The 15,560-nt window shown below is 58.4% G+C and carries 19 protein-coding genes; 11 read left to right on the forward strand and 8 right to left on the reverse strand.

Going from position 1 to position 15,560, the window contains the following annotated elements; translation table 11 throughout:
• The first annotated feature begins 69 nt into the window (after positions 1–69).
• The 5 genes from RPS27_RS05575 (at position 70) to RPS27_RS05595 (ending at position 6,064) form a co-directional block, all read left to right on the forward strand.
• Positions 70–234 carry a hypothetical protein gene (locus RPS27_RS05575; protein ID WP_313753897.1) on the forward strand — a complete coding sequence of 55 codons (165 nt, stop codon included), beginning with the start codon at positions 70–72 and terminating at the stop codon, positions 232–234.
• Between the two features lie 555 nt (positions 235–789).
• Positions 790–1,023 carry a hypothetical protein gene (locus RPS27_RS05580; protein WP_313753898.1) on the forward strand — a complete coding sequence of 78 codons (234 nt, stop codon included), beginning with the start codon at positions 790–792 and terminating at the stop codon, positions 1,021–1,023.
• Positions 1,005–2,981 (forward strand): RiPP maturation radical SAM C-methyltransferase, encoded by a 1,977-nt coding sequence (locus RPS27_RS05585; RefSeq protein ID WP_313753899.1) that lies wholly within the window; start codon positions 1,005–1,007, stop codon positions 2,979–2,981. The genes RPS27_RS05580 and RPS27_RS05585 overlap by 19 nt, the downstream gene beginning before the upstream one ends.
• Before the next feature lie 840 nt (positions 2,982–3,821).
• A complete protein-coding gene (locus RPS27_RS05590; protein WP_313753900.1) occupies positions 3,822–4,625 on the forward strand; it encodes a hypothetical protein in 804 nt (267 codons plus the stop codon).
• Positions 4,625–6,064 (forward strand): S8/S53 family peptidase, encoded by a 1,440-nt coding sequence (locus RPS27_RS05595; RefSeq protein ID WP_313753901.1) that lies wholly within the window; start codon positions 4,625–4,627, stop codon positions 6,062–6,064. Before RPS27_RS05590 ends, RPS27_RS05595 begins: the two co-directional genes overlap by 1 nt.
• A 43-nt stretch (positions 6,065–6,107) precedes the next feature.
• Here the strand turns inward: RPS27_RS05595 and RPS27_RS05600 are convergent, their stop codons facing one another.
• The 6 genes from RPS27_RS05600 to RPS27_RS05625 form a co-directional block, all read right to left on the reverse strand.
• Positions 6,108–6,320, reverse strand: a complete 213-nt coding sequence (locus tag RPS27_RS05600) for a hypothetical protein (RefSeq protein WP_313753902.1) — start codon at positions 6,318–6,320, stop codon at positions 6,108–6,110.
• Positions 6,321–7,634 carry a DUF2130 domain-containing protein gene (locus tag RPS27_RS05605; RefSeq protein WP_313753903.1) on the reverse strand — a complete coding sequence of 438 codons (1,314 nt, stop codon included), beginning with the start codon at positions 7,632–7,634 and terminating at the stop codon, positions 6,321–6,323.
• An 18-nt stretch (positions 7,635–7,652) separates the two neighbouring features.
• Positions 7,653–7,946, reverse strand: a complete 294-nt coding sequence (locus RPS27_RS05610; RefSeq protein WP_313753939.1) for a helix-turn-helix transcriptional regulator — start codon at positions 7,944–7,946, stop codon at positions 7,653–7,655.
• Between the two features lie 143 nt (positions 7,947–8,089).
• Positions 8,090–8,890 carry an ABC transporter permease gene (locus RPS27_RS05615; protein ID WP_313753904.1) on the reverse strand — a complete coding sequence of 267 codons (801 nt, stop codon included), beginning with the start codon at positions 8,888–8,890 and terminating at the stop codon, positions 8,090–8,092.
• Positions 8,887–9,483, reverse strand: a complete 597-nt coding sequence (locus RPS27_RS05620) for an ABC transporter ATP-binding protein (protein WP_313753905.1) — start codon at positions 9,481–9,483, stop codon at positions 8,887–8,889. Before RPS27_RS05620 ends, RPS27_RS05615 begins: the two co-directional genes overlap by 4 nt.
• 3 nt (positions 9,484–9,486) lie before the next feature.
• Positions 9,487–10,521 (reverse strand): Cj0069 family protein, encoded by a 1,035-nt coding sequence (locus RPS27_RS05625; protein ID WP_313753906.1) that lies wholly within the window; start codon positions 10,519–10,521, stop codon positions 9,487–9,489.
• Between the two features lie 527 nt (positions 10,522–11,048).
• Between RPS27_RS05625 and RPS27_RS05630 the strand changes: the two genes are divergently transcribed.
• The 4 genes from RPS27_RS05630 (at position 11,049) to RPS27_RS05645 (ending at position 12,911) form a co-directional block, all read left to right on the forward strand.
• Positions 11,049–11,282: a hypothetical protein gene (locus RPS27_RS05630; protein WP_313753907.1), complete on the forward strand. Its 234-nt coding sequence runs from the start codon at positions 11,049–11,051 to the stop codon at positions 11,280–11,282.
• Between the two features lie 17 nt (positions 11,283–11,299).
• Positions 11,300–12,208 (forward strand): DUF1259 domain-containing protein, encoded by a 909-nt coding sequence (locus tag RPS27_RS05635; protein ID WP_313753908.1) that lies wholly within the window; start codon positions 11,300–11,302, stop codon positions 12,206–12,208.
• Positions 12,209–12,232: 24 nt separating this feature from the next.
• Entirely contained in the window at positions 12,233–12,559 is a 327-nt protein-coding gene (locus tag RPS27_RS05640) for a hypothetical protein (protein WP_313753909.1), read from the forward strand.
• 82 nt (positions 12,560–12,641) lie between these two features.
• Positions 12,642–12,911: a hypothetical protein gene (locus RPS27_RS05645; protein ID WP_313753910.1), complete on the forward strand. Its 270-nt coding sequence runs from the start codon at positions 12,642–12,644 to the stop codon at positions 12,909–12,911.
• A 43-nt stretch (positions 12,912–12,954) separates the two neighbouring features.
• Here RPS27_RS05645 and RPS27_RS05650 read toward each other — a convergent pair whose 3' ends face one another.
• Both RPS27_RS05650 and RPS27_RS05655 read right to left on the reverse strand, forming a co-directional pair.
• Positions 12,955–13,647 carry a glutathione S-transferase family protein gene (locus RPS27_RS05650; RefSeq protein WP_313753911.1) on the reverse strand — a complete coding sequence of 231 codons (693 nt, stop codon included), beginning with the start codon at positions 13,645–13,647 and terminating at the stop codon, positions 12,955–12,957.
• Positions 13,648–13,688: 41 nt separating this feature from the next.
• The gene (locus RPS27_RS05655; RefSeq protein WP_313753912.1) at positions 13,689–13,925 is read right to left on the reverse strand and encodes a hypothetical protein; all 237 of its coding nucleotides are present in this window, start codon (positions 13,923–13,925) and stop codon (positions 13,689–13,691) included.
• Positions 13,926–14,054: 129 nt separating this feature from the next.
• On the opposite strand from RPS27_RS05655, the gene RPS27_RS05660 reads away from it, so the two are divergent.
• Positions 14,055–14,987 (forward strand): transcriptional regulator GcvA, encoded by a 933-nt coding sequence (locus tag RPS27_RS05660; protein ID WP_313753913.1) that lies wholly within the window; start codon positions 14,055–14,057, stop codon positions 14,985–14,987.
• A gap of 321 nt (positions 14,988–15,308) precedes the next feature.
• On the forward strand, positions 15,309–15,548 hold the full coding sequence (locus RPS27_RS05665) for a hypothetical protein (protein ID WP_313753914.1): 240 nt from the start codon (positions 15,309–15,311) through the stop codon (positions 15,546–15,548).
• The last annotated feature ends 12 nt before the right edge of the window (positions 15,549–15,560 follow it).

Here is a 15,560-nt window from a genome sequence, read left to right on the forward strand (position 1 = left end):
GCTGGTCCGCTTCTATGGCCCATGCCATTTGCGATGATAACAGCGCCTGCCATGAGCCGGACAGGAACCATGGGTACCGATCGCAATCTGCGCCTTGCGACCGAGAAGGCGCAGGATGTGACGATTAAGAAGCTGACCCGCGGCATCCGACGATGGCGGACAAATTTGCTGAACTCCGCTGAATGGCCGCGACGCATGCTCAACCGTAGCGCCTGTTTGACTCGCCTAAATTGATATCCGGCGTCCTTGATATACTTGTCAAATATCAACCACGCCCATCGCGGCCGGTCGGGAGTTCTTAGCGCTGTAGAGACGAGCCCTGGGGCGGCGGCAGTCACACGGCCCACAGGGGAGCGCAGCGAAAGGGGCGTGCAAGCCGTTGACCTGGCCCGTCTTCAGCGCGCCTTCTCGACCCCACCTGGTCGAGGGCGGCGGTACCCGGGAGGCCTGGATAAGGCCGGCCATCTGACTGCCCCTTAAAATGACTGAGGGGGATGGACAGTCGCGGCTGATGATCGCGCCTGTTTTCGGAGCACCCTTCCCGGCCGCGCGCGTCGACCGGCGTGAGGAGATGGGGACAACGATGGCGGACCACTTCTTCGGCTCGTTGCAGTCGCAATCGCGGAAGGGTCAAATCAGGAGATGCAGCTAGGGCCGTAGGAAACCGCAACCGCGGTTTGACTACAACAAGAGCGGGTTACTCAATCTTGTCATTGAGCCATTCTCGTGTAGGATGTGTTCACACATTTTATCATCTTCCTTTTTTGCACAACGTGACGAGGCACTCCCATGGCTGTCGCAGAGATTCAGAAGGTCCTTGAAGAATTAGTGGGCAGCCCCTCTGCCCGAGACGCGTTTAGCAAAGACAAAGAAGGCTACCTGACGAAATTCCCACTCTCAGATGAAGAGAAGAAGTCTTTCGACACTCTATCCGTAGACTGTCTGTTGAAGACAGCTAAGTTCCTCAACCAGTTCAATGATGCCGAGCTGTCAATAGGATCGGTATGGATCAAGGACCGATAGCAGCAACGAGGGTTCTTTTCCTTAGTCTGCCATTTGATTCTACTCGACGACCTCATCTAGCGCTCAGTCAACTTCGCGAGGTGCTAAGCGAACAAAGCATCTCGGCAAGCATTGAGTACGCCAATCTAGATTTTGCGCGCCTTATCGGCGCGCAGAACTACACAATGATCGCTGAGCAATATCCCACTGCAATGCTGTTGGGCGATGCGCTTTTTTCAGAAAGTACCTTCTCCCGCAAAATCGATTGGGCGAGTTTCATTTCCAAGGTTCTTTTGCGGAGCGAGCGCTTCGATTCTGTGCACCTCAGTCATCTAATCAGAATACTTCCTTCATTTGCCACGGTGGCTACGCAGTGGGTTGAAGAGCGCTGCAGCCAATTGGATTTTAAGTCATACGATCTCGTGGGTTTCAGCACGACGTTCAATTTACTCCCCGCACTGGCGTTCTCGCGTGAGATAAAGCGGCGTAGTGCGTCAACCAAGATTGTGTTGGGTGGCTCTCATTGCGACGGGGTACTGGGGCCATCTATCTTGAAGCACTTCCCGTGGATAGATTTTGTCTGTAGTGGCGAAAGCGAATTGCTGCTCCCCGCCCTGATCAAGGCGTTGGGCAACGCCGAAGAAGAGTTTGATCATCTCGAGGGGCTCGCATGGCGCGGGCAAAAAAGCGTTTCCCAGGTTGGCCGAGCGAGGTCACCGGATTTAAGAGCGTTACCCCAGCCGCACTTTCACGATTGGCTGACGCAGCGCCGCGGCATCCAATTTCAAGACATACATGCTCCAGAATTTCCCATCGAAACGAGCCGTGGATGTTGGTTTGGCGAAAAATCCCATTGCACATTTTGTGGCTTGAACGGCGAGGGGATGGCTTTCCGTGCAAAGCCACCTAACCAAGCTTACAGCCAGATTGCAGCTCTAAGCCAATTGGGCGCTTCGCGCATTTTCGCAGTTGATAACATAATGCCTCAGCCGTATTTCAATGCTCTCTTGCCTCAGCTCGCTGCGCTGCATCCACGTGCCGAAATTTTTTACGAAGTGAAGGCAAACTTGACCGCTGCACAGGTTCAAGCCCTGGTCAAGGCAGGCGTCAAATCGGTCCAGCCCGGAATCGAGAGTTTGTCGACGCCCATCCTTCGCCTTATGAAAAAAGGTACGACCTCCTTCCACAACGTGCGATTGCTTAAATATGCCGCTCAATTCGGCCTAAATCTGGTTTGGAATGTGCTCTATGGCTTCCCCAAGGAAGCGCCAGATGAATATCGAACCCAGTCGAGCTTGATTCCAAAGTTGCTGCACTTGCAACCTCCGCTGAGTTCGGGCAGCCCAGTGCGACTTGACCGGTTCAGCCCACTGTACTTCCGCTCGGAGGAGCTCGGCGTTAAAAATATCGTGCCGTCGGCAGCGTACCGTGAGATCTACGATCTTCCAGAAGACGGGCTGCGCGAAATCGCAGTGTTCTTTGAGTTCGATGGTGATTTTCCCATTCCGCCCGACGAATACATAAGGCCTCTCAGGAGGTCTTTGGAGACTTGGAGGGACGTTTCAGGGCGAGTTGCGCTTGTGGGACTCGACGATGGGGGTGTCTTCTCGGTACTGGATACGAGGGGTCCGCAGCCGCAACAAACCCACCACTTTGTAGGTTGTCGTCGGAATATCTTGATACTCAGCCGGGATGGCATCACAGAGCACGATCTCAGGGAGAAGCTTTCTGCTGAGAGCCCCGCAATGATCGAACAGTCACTCCATGAACTGTCCGATTATTCACTTATCGTACTTCTCGATGGGCGTTGGCTTTCACTCATCGTCGAATACTCTGCGAGCGACTTAGCAAGTCTCCCGCGCGCCCTTCGCCTACCCACCGCAGCGCTGATATATGCGAACGACATGAAGCGCCTTCGCGACGATCAAGCCAACAATGACCTGGGCGATAAATCGCTTTTGGAGCTGGCAAGTCCATGAAGCTATTTCGTAAACGTCTAAGCAATGCCACGAGACCCGGGCCCGATAGGCCACAGACCAGCAGTGGGCTTAAATCGTTATCATCTGTCGGGGAGCGTGGCGAGTTTGACGCCCGCGGAGTATCCATATCCTCAACTGCGGTATCGAATGGGATACAGTTTCGCCAACTGAGCGGAAAGCCAGACCGCAATTTGCGTGCCCACCTATCGGCGGATATTGAGAAAATCCTAGCGACTGTTTCGCCCCACATTGCTGAGCCGAAGCTGTTTGGCTTCCCCTGGGACATTGGCAAAGCGCTAGGTTCGTGGATTGCAGCAGAGTTGCGCAAAAAATGACCTCTCAGATCGATCAATGCCAATCTTGGGTAGTGGTGAGCGCTGCTGTGTTTGCGCTGTGCTCCGTCGGATTTGGCGTAAGCCAGTTCGGCGTCATCTCGAGGCTTCCGGCGATCGTCGCAAGATGGCTGCCATCCTTTCGATTTTTTGGGCCTTCGCCGCTCTCATGGGACGTGCTTGTCGCCTATCGTCCGATTGTGGGAGCCTCCGCGGGCGAGTGGATCACTCTGTCACCGGGCAAGCCGCTTTTGCGGTCTATTTTGTGGCATCCCGAGCGGAGAGTTGGAAAGGCTCTTGTAGATTCGTGTCGAGTATTCTCGAGCCTAATTGAGAAGATCACGGATATTTCTGACCCACGGCTATTTCCGGAACTTCGCAGATACGTCTTGGCCGACTTGGCAACTAGCCGAGCTGACACGGTGCAGATCCTTGTGTTTGCTCACATGGAGGGGCTGCCGCCGCACGAACTCATACGCTTTTCCATCCGGAACGACGGTGGGTCACTTTGAGTACCGCGTTTGCCCAAACGGTATGGCTTATTGCAGCCCTCAATGTCGTCTTTGCTTGCGAGTTAGCCGTGCTTTCGTTTCGGAAAGAGTGGTTCTTGCTGGGCTGGCAAAATCGACCGCGGGCCGGAAATGTTGCGCGATATCATTCAAACGGGCCATTGGGCCACCTTGCGATTCTGGTTGCCTTTAGTGTTCTGCTTCCCTTCGCGAGTAGCGCCCCATTTGCGATGAAGGTGCTCAGTGGTGCACTGTTCATGGTGACAGCCGCTCTGTTTCACCTGCAACGATACGGCCACGAGGGCAGTGATCACGTTAGGCTGTACGCTAATGTCATTTTATTCGGGGCCGCTCTGGTTGGATCAGACGAGACAACTATCTCAAAAGCTGTCCTGCTCGCCGCGCTGGCCGCTCTTGGTGCTTCCTTCTACTTCGGCGCCGGATGGGTAAAAGTGTTAAGCCCTAAATGGCGCTCGGGCGAAGCAATAACGATTGCGTTTTCGACACGTCTTTTTGGGAACGAACAATTTGCGGCGGCACTTGCCAAGCACAAGGTTGCTGCGCTCGCGATCAGCTGGGCGGTCATCGTTTGGGAGCTCTCCTTTGGACCAGCGATGCTTCTGGTTGGGCACTACATCTTTCTTTGGATTTGCGTAGGGCTACTTTTCCACGGCGCCGTCGCGGTCCTCATGCGACTGCCTGTCTTTCTCGTGGCCTCATTAACGCTCTATCCGTCGATGTATTGGGTCGCGACCGAAGCAGTGCCCGCATGGTTTTGCTTAATGAGATGGGGAGGGGCGTGATGGCATATCTACAAACCATCGACAATACTTCACTGAAGGGACGAACAGCGAAGCGATTTGATGTCGTTGGGGAAAGCAAGCTGTGGCGATTTGATCGGGACAGCAGCTTGAATTGGGCTATCCTGCCCGTGGAGCTTAATGAGTCCATCGCCCGTACCGCCCTTCTAAACACGCGGCCCAAATCGGTAAGGCTTACCTCGGCAGATGCCACTTTGGCCGTCGCGCAGCCAATGCTTACTTTGCTCGGTCCCGACGGCAAACAGTCTTTGGCCCCATCTGACGAGCTCGTAATCGGGTTCAAATCTGTGCAAGAAGACTCTATCGCTCGCGTTGAGGCGGCGTATGGTCTGCGTCGAATGTGGTTCGATGCACGCGGCGCGTTCGGCGTGTTCAAATTGTTGAACGCGGACCCCGCGAACACCTTAAATAGATTGCATGACGACCCGGACGTTCTGTTTGCTGAGCCGAACATCCTGGACGGAGATGACAGCTTTGAAATCCAGATGGATATTGAGGAGGGGACGCCTGACCTTCCTACGCCAGCCCGTCTCTGGAATAGGTCAATGGTCAGATGTGATAGCAATGGCCGTGATGAGGACGGAAGGGGGGTCGTCATCGCGGTAGTTGATGGGCTCGCCGACCCAGGACATCCAGAACTGGCTCCCGCGCTGCTGTGGAATTCTCCGTCCCTCCAATTTTCTAAGGATCTCCCTGTAATCGATCACGGCATGGGGGTTATGAGCGTGATTGCAGGTCAGCTTCGACTCGGAGACGGGAAATACCTAGGATTAGCACCCTCGGCCAAGTTATTACCTATCGCGATAAGCACTTACAGCATGTCGAGCTATGCCGCGCGGGCGGTCGCAATAAACTTCCTTGCAGAAGTGGCTGCCCGAAAGGAATTGCGAGACGGCGAGCAGCTTATTGCGTCTATTCCAAGATTGATCGTCAATTGCAGCTGGCAGTTGCGGATCGCGGAGGACCTTACCAGTGTCGCGATGGCATTCGATAGGCTTGTAAAGAGTGGAGCGATAGCTGTCTGTTCGGCCGGAAACGGCACTTCGGATGCTTCGCATTATCCATCCGATTACCCTGGGGTCATCAGCGTCGCTGCTGTTAATGTGGAGGGTAAGAAGTTGGATCTCTCAAATTTTGGAGCACGGATTGATTGGTGTGCACCCGGTGGAACGGGGCTTCCGATGGACTCCGACGACATTTATGCTGCCAGCATCAATAATCATCATGCGTATGATGTCGGGACATCGTTTGCCGCGCCGCACGTGGCCGGCGTGCTTGCAGCAATTTGGTCACGCCACCCTGAACTTAGCAGCGAGAAGTTGATTGAGTATGCCAAAAGGAACTGCTCGGTCTCCGTTGATGAAGCCAATCCAGAATTTGTAGGAAAGCTGGGTCATGGCTTGTTAGTGATCGAGCAATGATGCCAATCTGCGGCGGCCAGCGATCAGTTGGGCCACGCTATTCCTAGGTTGGAATCGAGGCCTTGAGGACTCGAGCCATCACGAGAGTCGCCTGCAGCGGCGACAATTCCGGAAAGGTATTCAAGAGCTGCTCCACAGCCTTTGCAACGGCTCCATGGTGATCAAGCCCCTCGTCGCGAAGGTTGGCCAGGTAGAAGCCTTCCGCGACCTCAAGCGGCGAGGGGAGGGGACTCAGCTCTGCGTCAATGTCGTGCAATCACACTGCTTTCCTTGATGGCTCGGTCGCGTCTTCCAGGAGGGGCATCTCAAGGCTCGGTATCTCCGGCATGGCTTGGCCGGCGATGGCCTGCAGGTCGCCCACCATTCCCACCGTGGAATCGATCACGGACAGTATCTGAGTCTCCCGCTTGGCCCACTGGCGCACCATGAACTTGCGTTCGCTGTCCAGGTCCTTGCGCATGTCGTTGAACTTCTCGACCACCGCCTCGACCCGCTGCCTGAACTTGTTGCCCGTGAGGTAGTGATAAACCTGTTCCATCTTGGTCTGCTGGCCCTGCTGAACAAGACGCGAGTTGCTCACGTCAATCAGCGCCTGGCGAAGCGCGACCGCGACGGGCATCGCGCAGCGGGGATGAGCCACCCAGATCCCATCGACCAAGTCGAACTGTTCAATATGCTTCGGAAGGGCGTGCGAAATGATGAGGGCGACGTCAGCACCGGACCGCCGCTGATCGTCGCGTAGCTTGGCGAGCCATCCATCGCTCCACGCCTTGGTACGCTTGGTTTCCCACAGGATGATGCCGGCGGGCTGGCCCACAGCTCCGTTGACCTGCTGGATCACGTCGGCGCCAAGTTCGCCCTTGCCGACGGGCTCAATGGAGTCGGTCGGGAAGCGGCCGCGCAGGAGCTCCTCGAGCTCGAGCTCGAGAACCTCGCCTTGCGACTGCTGCGAACCTTGCTCCGCCTTACGTTTGAGCTCCTCGATCGTCCGCGCCATCGATTCGATCGTCTGATCCTTCTCGGCAACACGCAACCGCGCCGCTTCATCGGCCTCCTGGCGGGCCTTGGTCTGGATCTGCTCAACGGAGGCCTGGACACGTTTTTCGATGGTCAGGTCGAGCTCACGTTTCTCGTCATCGAGCGCACGCTGCTTGCGCATCAGCTCGGCCTGCTGCTGCTGGGCCTCGGCAAGCTTGGCGTTGTTGGCTGCCAGCGTCTGCCGTAGCTCTGCCGCTTCATTCGCCTTGGCCTGCAGCTCGGCCGCCGCGGCCTCCCGTGCTTTCTTGCCTTCGGCGGCGACCAGCTGGGCGCGCTCGGCCGCCAGCATTTGCTTGACCTGGTCTTCGATACTCTCGCGCTGCTTGGCCAGCTGCTCCCGTTCCTGGCGGAGCGCGTCGGTCTTGCGGGTGACCTCGGCGTCTTTTTCCGCCAGCTGCTGCTGGAAGCGCCGCTTAGTCTCTTCAATCAGAGGCGCGGCGAGCGACTCCGTCAGGTGAATCTCGTGATTGCAGTTCGGGCAGTGGAGGAGGGGCTCAGGAGCGGCGCCGGCGGCCGTTGCTTTGAAGTTCATGAGCCCTTCCTTCTCGTTCTACGCCGCCGGAATGAACGTGATCCGGCCGGCCTCCCCACGTTTGCGATGCGGTTTTACCGTGATTTCGACGTCATGGTCGAAGGCCGTCAGCATCCGCATCAGCTTTTCCACCGAAACGAGCTTCAGCTGGCCCCGGAGCAACTTCGAGAGATCCGGTTGCTTCATCTCGACCATCTTGGCGGCCTCGGTCTGGGTGATCTCCCGCTCGGCCATCAGCCGCTTTAACTGCACTACAAGTGCAGCTTTCAGCTGATGCTCCTCGGCGTTGGGCAAGCCGAGATCCGCGAATATATTCCCGGAGCCCGTGGTATGGGCCGTCCAGGGCGGCTCTGCCGCTCGTCTGGACCCTTGACGGCGCCTGTTGAGGAGCGACCAGCCAAAACGCCATTGTGATTCAATGGGCTCCTCAATCCGCTTCGAGATGGATGGCCTTTCTATCCTTCGATTAGAACGCGATCGAGACGCAGCCGGTGCCGGTGATCCGTTAACAGGCGTGCGCCGCCCAGGACGGCCGTCAGCGTCCCCAGCCCCGTCCCTCCCGCGATCAGGAACATGATCAGCAATTGATATTTGACTGCGTCGACAGGCTCGACCCCTGCAAGGATCTGGCCGGTCATCATCCCTGGCAACGAAACGAGCCCGATTGCCGCCATGCTGTTCATGATCGGCATAAAGCCGCTTCTCAAAGCGTCCCGAATTACCGGCAGCAGGGCTTGGTGTCGGGTGCCGCCGAGCGCAAGACAAGCTTCCACGGCGGCTCGTTCGCGCACCAGGCTGTTCGTCAGCACGTCCAGGCCCAAGCTTATCCCGGTCATGGTGTTACCCAGCATCATGCCGAGCAAAGGCAGCGCGTAGCGCGGGTGGTACCAAGGATCGGGGCGTAGCTCCGTCAGGAGCGCGAACATCGTGACAGTACCCGCGGCGAGCAGCGTGCATCCCGCGCCCAAGCCGTACTTCCAAACGCCCTGAAGGCGGCGCTTCTGCCGCGCGACGATCTCCCGCGAGGCGAAGAGGACCATGATCAGGGCGGCGAGAGCGGTCCAGAGCGGCGACACCTCGGCAAACAGGAAAGTCAGCACGTATCCGACGAGGACGAGTTGAACCACCATGCGCACGGTCGCAATAGCCAGTTGCTTCTCTAGCCTGAGACGGAGAACAAGCGAAAAGACGCCGTCCATGACGACGAGCAGCGCGGGTAGGACCAGGTCGCCGTACGAAAGCTGGATGTAGGTCACGGCCAGCTTTCCTCGATGCCGCCGTCGGACCTCATCGCAAAAATCCTTGACCCGACGCGGCGGGCTTGGGCGCGGTCGTGGGTACTCCAGAGGACGCTCGTTCCATCCGAGATGCGTTCGGCAATCAGAGCTTCCACGGCCGAAGCGGCTGCCGGGTCGAGGGCCGAGGTAGGTTCGTCCAGCAGAAGCACCCGCGATCGCAGCATGAGCGCCCGCGCAAGTCCCAACCGCAATCTCTCGCCGGTCGAAAGTCTTTGGATCGACCAAGGTCCGCAGTCCACCGGCAGCCCCAGGCGCATGACCAGCGGAAGGGCCTCCTCCCAGGCCGCGAAGTGCTCTTGCACGGCGTCGGACCACCAGCCCGGCTCGGCGGCGAGGTAGGTCACCCGCCTTCGCCAGGCCGGGGCGGGGATTGCTTCTCTGAGCACGCCGTCCAGCTTGACCGTTCCTTCGTTGGGATCCAGATCCGCGATGGAGCGGAGCAGTAAGGTCTTCCCGACTCCGGAAGGCCCCTGCAGGGCTACGCACTCGCCGTCCTGCAGGTCGAATGAAACGGAGAGGTGCAGGCGCTTGAGCCCGCTGACCGTCAGCATGCGTCAGAGCTTAAGTTGCAGCCGATCGGCAACACGCCTGGCGATCTCCGCCGGCGCTTGGTCCGGGTACGGATGCACCGAGCTGACGTTGATTTCGCCTAGCACGTAGCTGTCGCTCCCGTCGGCCCGGACGGGGCCGAGCATGAAGTCGGCGTCCCAGATCGCGGGCAGGTCACTTCGATCGATGTCCAGCAGCGAAGTTAGCTGCGGCGTCCACTCGTCTTCCATCAGCCGCCGGAGCCGCTGGAAGCGTGGATCCGCGTTTGACGTGTAAAGCCGCGGCCCAGCCTCGGAACGTGCGGCCGGCAACTCGACCAGGGCTTTGACTTTGTGATGGCCAAAACCGGCGCAGCGATCGCCTGCCATGTAGCAACGCATCACCCCCTCGCTCAGGCGAGGCTGGAACGCCTGGTCAATCACGTTGCCGTTCTCGAAATACTCCGCGCACCGACGGACAAAATCATCCAAGGTCAGTTCCTCGGGCGCATCCTTGGTCGCATCCATGACCTTGATCATGGAGGAGGTCGGCAGCTTCTCGACCTTCCAGACACCTTGGCCGCCATTGCCGCGGTTGCGCTTGATCACGCGCGGACCGGCGGCGAGCCGCGCCGGCAGCTCGGCGCGCATTGCCTGAGCGGTTTGATACAGCGCTGTGTCGGTTCCCCAGCTCATCGAGCGGGTGCGATAGAGGACCTCCTTGGTGCCCATCTTGAGGATGACGTCAGGATGAGCGCTCACCCACACGCCCTGCGCGGCGACGTCGCGCAGCAGGGCGTCGAGGCCCGCGCGGTTTCGGCCGTCTTGAATCGGATTAACCCAGACGAGCACGCCATCAACTGCGAGCAGTTGTTCGCGGACGGCGTCGGCAAAGCTTTCGTCGTAGATAGCGGGGCGACCGTCGACGCCGACGGCGGCGAGCGCTTCGAAGACGTCGACGAAGCGGCCGTTCTTCGAAGTGGCATCGCGACGTGCGGCGGCGTCTCCTCGCGAAAGGATGGCGACGGTACGTCGAGAGGAGGGGTGTCTTTCGGTAACCATGCGCAAGCTCCACTGTTGCGTGCTGCGCAGAACTTGGACCGAAGTCTCGCCGGGAGTCTGCTTGATCCCGCTTCGTAAGTCTACGTGAGGTCGGTTGGCACCATCAAGTGCCCTCTTCGGATACAAGCCGATCCCGTGCCGAGAAATCAATTCGTTCCATTCGGTCGCTAAAGGTTTCGTGATGCAGGTCCGAGTTTTCCTGGAATGCTTCGGCACACGCAGGTTGACAGCCGTGCCATCCGGGCCTTTATTCAGGGCTCGGGGAAATGCGATCTCCCCGCGAGGCGTCATGCCCAAGAATCGCGTCCTGATCACCAAGGGCGCAGCATGTCAGCAATATTCATACCCATTTTACCCGACGACCAGTTTCGGTTGATCAGTACGGCGGCCGCGTCGGCGTTCATCGACGCACGCATTGCTGCGCAACTGGCGGACCAACAGGACCGCGGGGCAGCTGGCCGACACATGCAAGGGAGGGCTACGCATCGAACTTCACCTGGGGCCGGGACACGACCAGGAGAACGACCATGCGAAATCGGACAATTTTCCAGGCAGTCATCCTGCTTGCGACAACGATCGGACTTTCGGCTGCCAACGCCCTGACCCAGGAAGAGCTAATCGCCAAAATCCAGGCCGCCGGCTACTCGCAGGTGAGCGAGGTCAAGTCGACGGCCGAAGGTACGACGGCCAAGGCGATGAAGAATGGCAAGGAAGTGCGCCTGGTGATCGACAGCAGCGGCCAGATCAAAGAGCGCAACTGAGTTCGAGGAGCAGCACGATGAAACAAATTGGAGCATTGATCGCCCTCGGCGCGTGCCTCTTTGCACTTCCTCCCGGGCCCTTCGTATCAGCGGCACGCGCACAGAGCGTCGACTGGTCAAAGGTCGACGAAGCGCTTGGCCGCAAGGCAGCCGTTTCGGATGACGTCCACCGCTACGGCTTTCCCCGGGCCGATCTATCTGTCACTTTGGACCGCGTAGCGATCAAGCCGGCGTTGGCGCTTGGCGGTTGGGTTGCATTCAAGCCTGGGCACGGCGGCGCCATGGTAATGGGCGATCTTGTGCTATTGGAGACCGAGGTCAATCCAGTGATGGCGAAGATGATCGCGAGCGGTCTCGAGATTACGGCCGTGCACAATCATCTTCTGCGGGCGAATCCGGCGACCTTCTACATGCACGTCGCCGGCCATGGAGACCCGGTCAAGCTTGCGTCGACGATCCACGATGCGCTGGCCGAGAGCAACACGCCGCTGACGGTCGCGGCGCCGGCGAGTCCGCCGCCGGCCGTCGATCTTGACACGGCGAAGCTCGACCAGATCATCGGCGTGAAAGGCCAGGCGAACGGCGGCGTCTATCAGTTCAACGTCAAGCGGCGCGACCCGATCACGCAGGACGGCATGCCGCTGACTCCCGTCGGCCCGATGGGCGTCGCGATCGCTATCAACTTCCAGCCGACGGGAGGCGGGAAGGCCGCCATCACGGGTGACTTCGTGCTGACCGGCGACGAGGTCAACCCGGTCATTCTGGCGCTTCGGACGCACGGAATCGAAGTGACCGCGCTTCACAGCCACATGCTGGACGAGCAGCCGCGGCTGTTCTTCATGCATTTCTGGGCGAACGACGACGCCGTTAAGCTGGCCGAAGGCCTGCGCGCGGCTTTGGACAAGACTGCCAGCATAAAGAGTTGAGAAGGATCAAGGAGGAAGCGCGTGATGCCTTTCGAAGTCAAACCGTCGCCCGCGCGGGCGAGGCTTGCTTTGACGCTCATGCTCGTTTGGTGGATGGGAGGGAGCGCCGTGGCAGAAACTATGAACTTTGACGACAGTCCTGCCGGAAAACCTCCGGAAGGATGGACTTTGACGAAGACCGGCCAGGGACAATCGAAATGGACCATCGAGACCGACGCCACCGCGCCGAGCAAGCCGAACGTTCTCAAGCAATCCGGGCGGGCGACTTTTCCCGTGGCCATCAAGAGCGATACCAGGATCGGTGACGGCTTTGTCGAGGTCAAATTTAAGGCCGTCGCCGGCTCAGAATGATCGGGCCGCGGGGATTATCTGGCGCGCGAAGGACGCGGACAATTACTATGTCGTGCGAGCCAACGCGCTGGAGGACAATGTCGTGCTCTACAAGACCATCAAAGGCGTTCGAACCTCGCTGGAGATTGTCGGACGAAAGGGCGGCTATGGGGTCAACACGCCGGTGGCGACCGGTCAATGGCACGCGCTGCGTTGCGACTTCACAGGAAATCGATTCAAGGTGACTTACGACGGAAAGCCGCTATTCGAGGTGGAAGACACCACGCTTGCGGACGCCGGCATGATCGGCTTGTGGACCAAGGCAGATAGCGTGACCCTCTTCGACGATCTGGCATATGGTGAGGTCAGATAGCTCTCTGTCCGGTCCAGCTCTGCCGGGGATAGTCGGCTGCGGGCTAATACTTCGGGCGGTGAGACTTTGCCCATTCTCGCGCGTGTTGAATTGGTTCACGTGGCGGCAGAATTGCGCGAAGCTTCTGCGTCGTGGGTAGGCTCTCCATACGCTGTCGCCATCGGCAGAAGGCGGGATATTTCGGGTACAGGCGCCTGCCTTCCTCCGTCAGGCTGAACGCAAACGTGCTCGGTAAGAGGAAGAAATCGGCGATCGATAGCTCGGAGCCGATCAGATACTGCCGGCCATCGACCAATTCGCGCTCAAGAACCGCGAGCACTGTTTCGACTTTCGGCAAGGCGTGAGCAACCACTTTCTCGTCGGATGGAATGCCAAGTTCCGGAAAGACCAGTCGCTCATGGGTTACGTGATAGATCATGTAGGGATAGACGTAGGAATGGACGACGCCGATCCACTGGTTCATGCGCGCACGCGCGCGGGGATCTTTGGGCGTTAACCTTGCCCCGTCGAATGTTTCATCGACGTAGCTGACGATAGCGCCCGTCTCATAGACGATGAATTCGTCGTGCCTGAAGATCGGGACGCTGTTGAATGGATGCAGCGCGAGATGCTCGGCCTTGCCCATCACAGGCTCAAGGTCCTGAAAGGAATAGGCAATGCCTTTGTGAGTGAGGACCAGCCGTACGATGTTGACAAACGTGCTGCGCGGAAAGCCGTAAACAACAGGCGCGGACATCTTTTCTTCTCCCGGTTTATTGGGCGGTCAATTACGCTCGTTCAGCGCCAAAACGGCTTATTGGCCTGGTCGAGAGCTTCCTCGCGGGTGAACCCGATGTCGGCAAGGAGGTGAGGATCGTTGGCAATCTCGCGAAGGTCGACGCGCTGATGCATCCGCTCGAACCGGGTAAGCCAACGATCGAGGATCGCCAGCCATGAGCTTGATTGATGATCTGCCGCCGTTGCATCGCGGCAAGCTTGCGGTGGCGGGTCGCTATTTGTAATAAGCGTTGACATTTCTGGCCTCCAAATCGCATGATTTTGCATTGTCGCCGACTGCATAGGGGCGATTGGCTGCAGTTCGCAAAGCATCGTTTCTCGGGCCTGCCCGAGTTTTTCTCATGAAGCTGCCAAGGATGGTGTGAAATGCGCCCACATCTGCCGCCGCTGAATGCGCTCAAGGCCTTCGAGGCCGCGGCCCGGCATGAGAGCTTCACACGGGCCGCCGAAGAACTGTGTGTCACCCAGGGGGCGGTGAGCCACCAGGTGAAGGCGCTGGAAGCAGAGCTTTCAATCAAGCTCTTCAATCGTGAGCGACAGCGCCTGATCATCACCGAGGCAGGAAGGGACTATCTTGCCGTCATCCGGGATGCGCTGGATCGTATAGCTGCCGGCACAGAGCGCTTGTTACAACGGCAGAGCGCGGGAGTCCTCACCGTTAGTACTTCGCCAGATTTTGCCGCCAAATGGCTGGTGCACCGGCTGGGCCATTTCGCGGAGGCAAATACTGGCATCGACCTTCGCGTCTCGGCCACGATGCATCACGTTGATTTCGCCCGCGAGGAGGTCGATCTCGCTGTGCGCCACGGCGACGGCAATTGGCCAGGTCTCGATGCCGTCAGGCTCTGCGCGGAACGGTTATACGCTGTGTGCAGTCCAAAGCTGCTATCGAGTCGGCGCCGCATCAATGGCGTCGCTAACGTTCTTAAATCTCCCCTGATCCATCTGGACAGCCGATCCGAGTGGACAAATTGGTTGAGCGGCGTCGGTATCGACGACGCCGGCGTTATGCACGGTCCGGTGCTCAATCGTGCAAGCATGGTCATTGACGCAGCGATCAATGGGCAGGGAATTGCTCTTGCTCGCACGACGCTGGCAGCTTGGGATCTCCTCAACGGCCGGTTAGCATTAGCTTTCCCGGAGTCAGTGCCCCTGTCGAAGTCCTATTGGATTGTTTGCCCCAAAGCGACTGCGTCACTACCGAAGATCAGGACTTTTCGTGATTGGCTGCTTGCGGAGGCGTCGAATGACCTGCGGCAGCTCAAATCTCTCGGCGGCGTCTCGAAAACGAGGCGGTAACGATCGAACCTCTTACTTTTGTGCTAAGAGAAGTCCGGCCCGATTGTCAGCGTGGGAAGTTGCCCGTTCAGGTGTCACTTTCAGGAACTGATGGCTCGATACTTTTGTTGAATCGTCTGACGTTCAACTAGGAGAAGGGCCATGATTACTTACAGACTTATGACCTTGGCAGCGGTGCTCGGTGTCAGCGTCTCGTCTGCGTATGCCGGTCCATGTAACACGGCAAGTCGCGATGCAGGGTCAGGGAATGTCCCAGGTTATAGCGGGCAAACTACTGGCTCCACGGCAACTGATTCCACGCAGCATCCGCCGACATCGTCGATGAGCAAAGCCTCAGAGCATGCCGCAACTTCGTCGGAAGACGCGCAACGCCAGATGCAGAGTCAGCCCACTGCTGCCGAGCAATCAACGATGACCAAGCCAGCACCATCCGCACAGCAGCCGGACAAGACGGCGGGCACGGTCGAGCAGACCCGTCCTGCGCCTACCGAACAATCAAAGAAGGCGACGGCCGGAGGAGCCGAGGCCGCACCGTCTGAAAAACGAGCGTCAGATTGCTAGAAGAGCAGGGGG

The sequence above is a fragment of the Bradyrhizobium sp. WYCCWR 12699 genome, assembly GCF_032144035.1.
Taxonomy (GTDB): domain Bacteria; phylum Pseudomonadota; class Alphaproteobacteria; order Rhizobiales; family Xanthobacteraceae; genus Bradyrhizobium.

Bases quoted from the DNA above. Each gene is read 5' to 3' on its own strand.
- RPS27_RS05650 (WP_313753911.1), bottom strand. From the start codon at position 13,647: ATGTCCGCGCCTGTTGTTTACGGCTTTCCGCGCAGCACGTTTGTCAAC.
- RPS27_RS05660 (WP_313753913.1), top strand. From the start codon at position 14,055: ATGCGCCCACATCTGCCGCCGCTGAATGCGCTCAAGGCCTTCGAGGCC.
- RPS27_RS05640 (WP_313753909.1), top strand. From the start codon at position 12,233: ATGCCTTTCGAAGTCAAACCGTCGCCCGCGCGGGCGAGGCTTGCTTTG.
- RPS27_RS05585 (WP_313753899.1), top strand. From the start codon at position 1,005: ATGGATCAAGGACCGATAGCAGCAACGAGGGTTCTTTTCCTTAGTCTG.
- RPS27_RS05580 (WP_313753898.1), top strand. From the start codon at position 790: ATGGCTGTCGCAGAGATTCAGAAGGTCCTTGAAGAATTAGTGGGCAGC.
- RPS27_RS05665 (WP_313753914.1), top strand. From the start codon at position 15,309: ATGAGCAAAGCCTCAGAGCATGCCGCAACTTCGTCGGAAGACGCGCAA.
- RPS27_RS05655 (WP_313753912.1), bottom strand. From the start codon at position 13,925: ATGTCAACGCTTATTACAAATAGCGACCCGCCACCGCAAGCTTGCCGC.
- RPS27_RS05595 (WP_313753901.1), top strand. From the start codon at position 4,625: ATGGCATATCTACAAACCATCGACAATACTTCACTGAAGGGACGAACA.
- RPS27_RS05630 (WP_313753907.1), top strand. From the start codon at position 11,049: ATGCGAAATCGGACAATTTTCCAGGCAGTCATCCTGCTTGCGACAACG.
- RPS27_RS05620 (WP_313753905.1), bottom strand. From the start codon at position 9,483: ATGCTGACGGTCAGCGGGCTCAAGCGCCTGCACCTCTCCGTTTCATTC.
- RPS27_RS05625 (WP_313753906.1), bottom strand. From the start codon at position 10,521: ATGGTTACCGAAAGACACCCCTCCTCTCGACGTACCGTCGCCATCCTT.
- RPS27_RS05635 (WP_313753908.1), top strand. From the start codon at position 11,300: ATGAAACAAATTGGAGCATTGATCGCCCTCGGCGCGTGCCTCTTTGCA.
- RPS27_RS05605 (WP_313753903.1), bottom strand. From the start codon at position 7,634: ATGAACTTCAAAGCAACGGCCGCCGGCGCCGCTCCTGAGCCCCTCCTC.
- RPS27_RS05575 (WP_313753897.1), top strand. From the start codon at position 70: ATGGGTACCGATCGCAATCTGCGCCTTGCGACCGAGAAGGCGCAGGAT.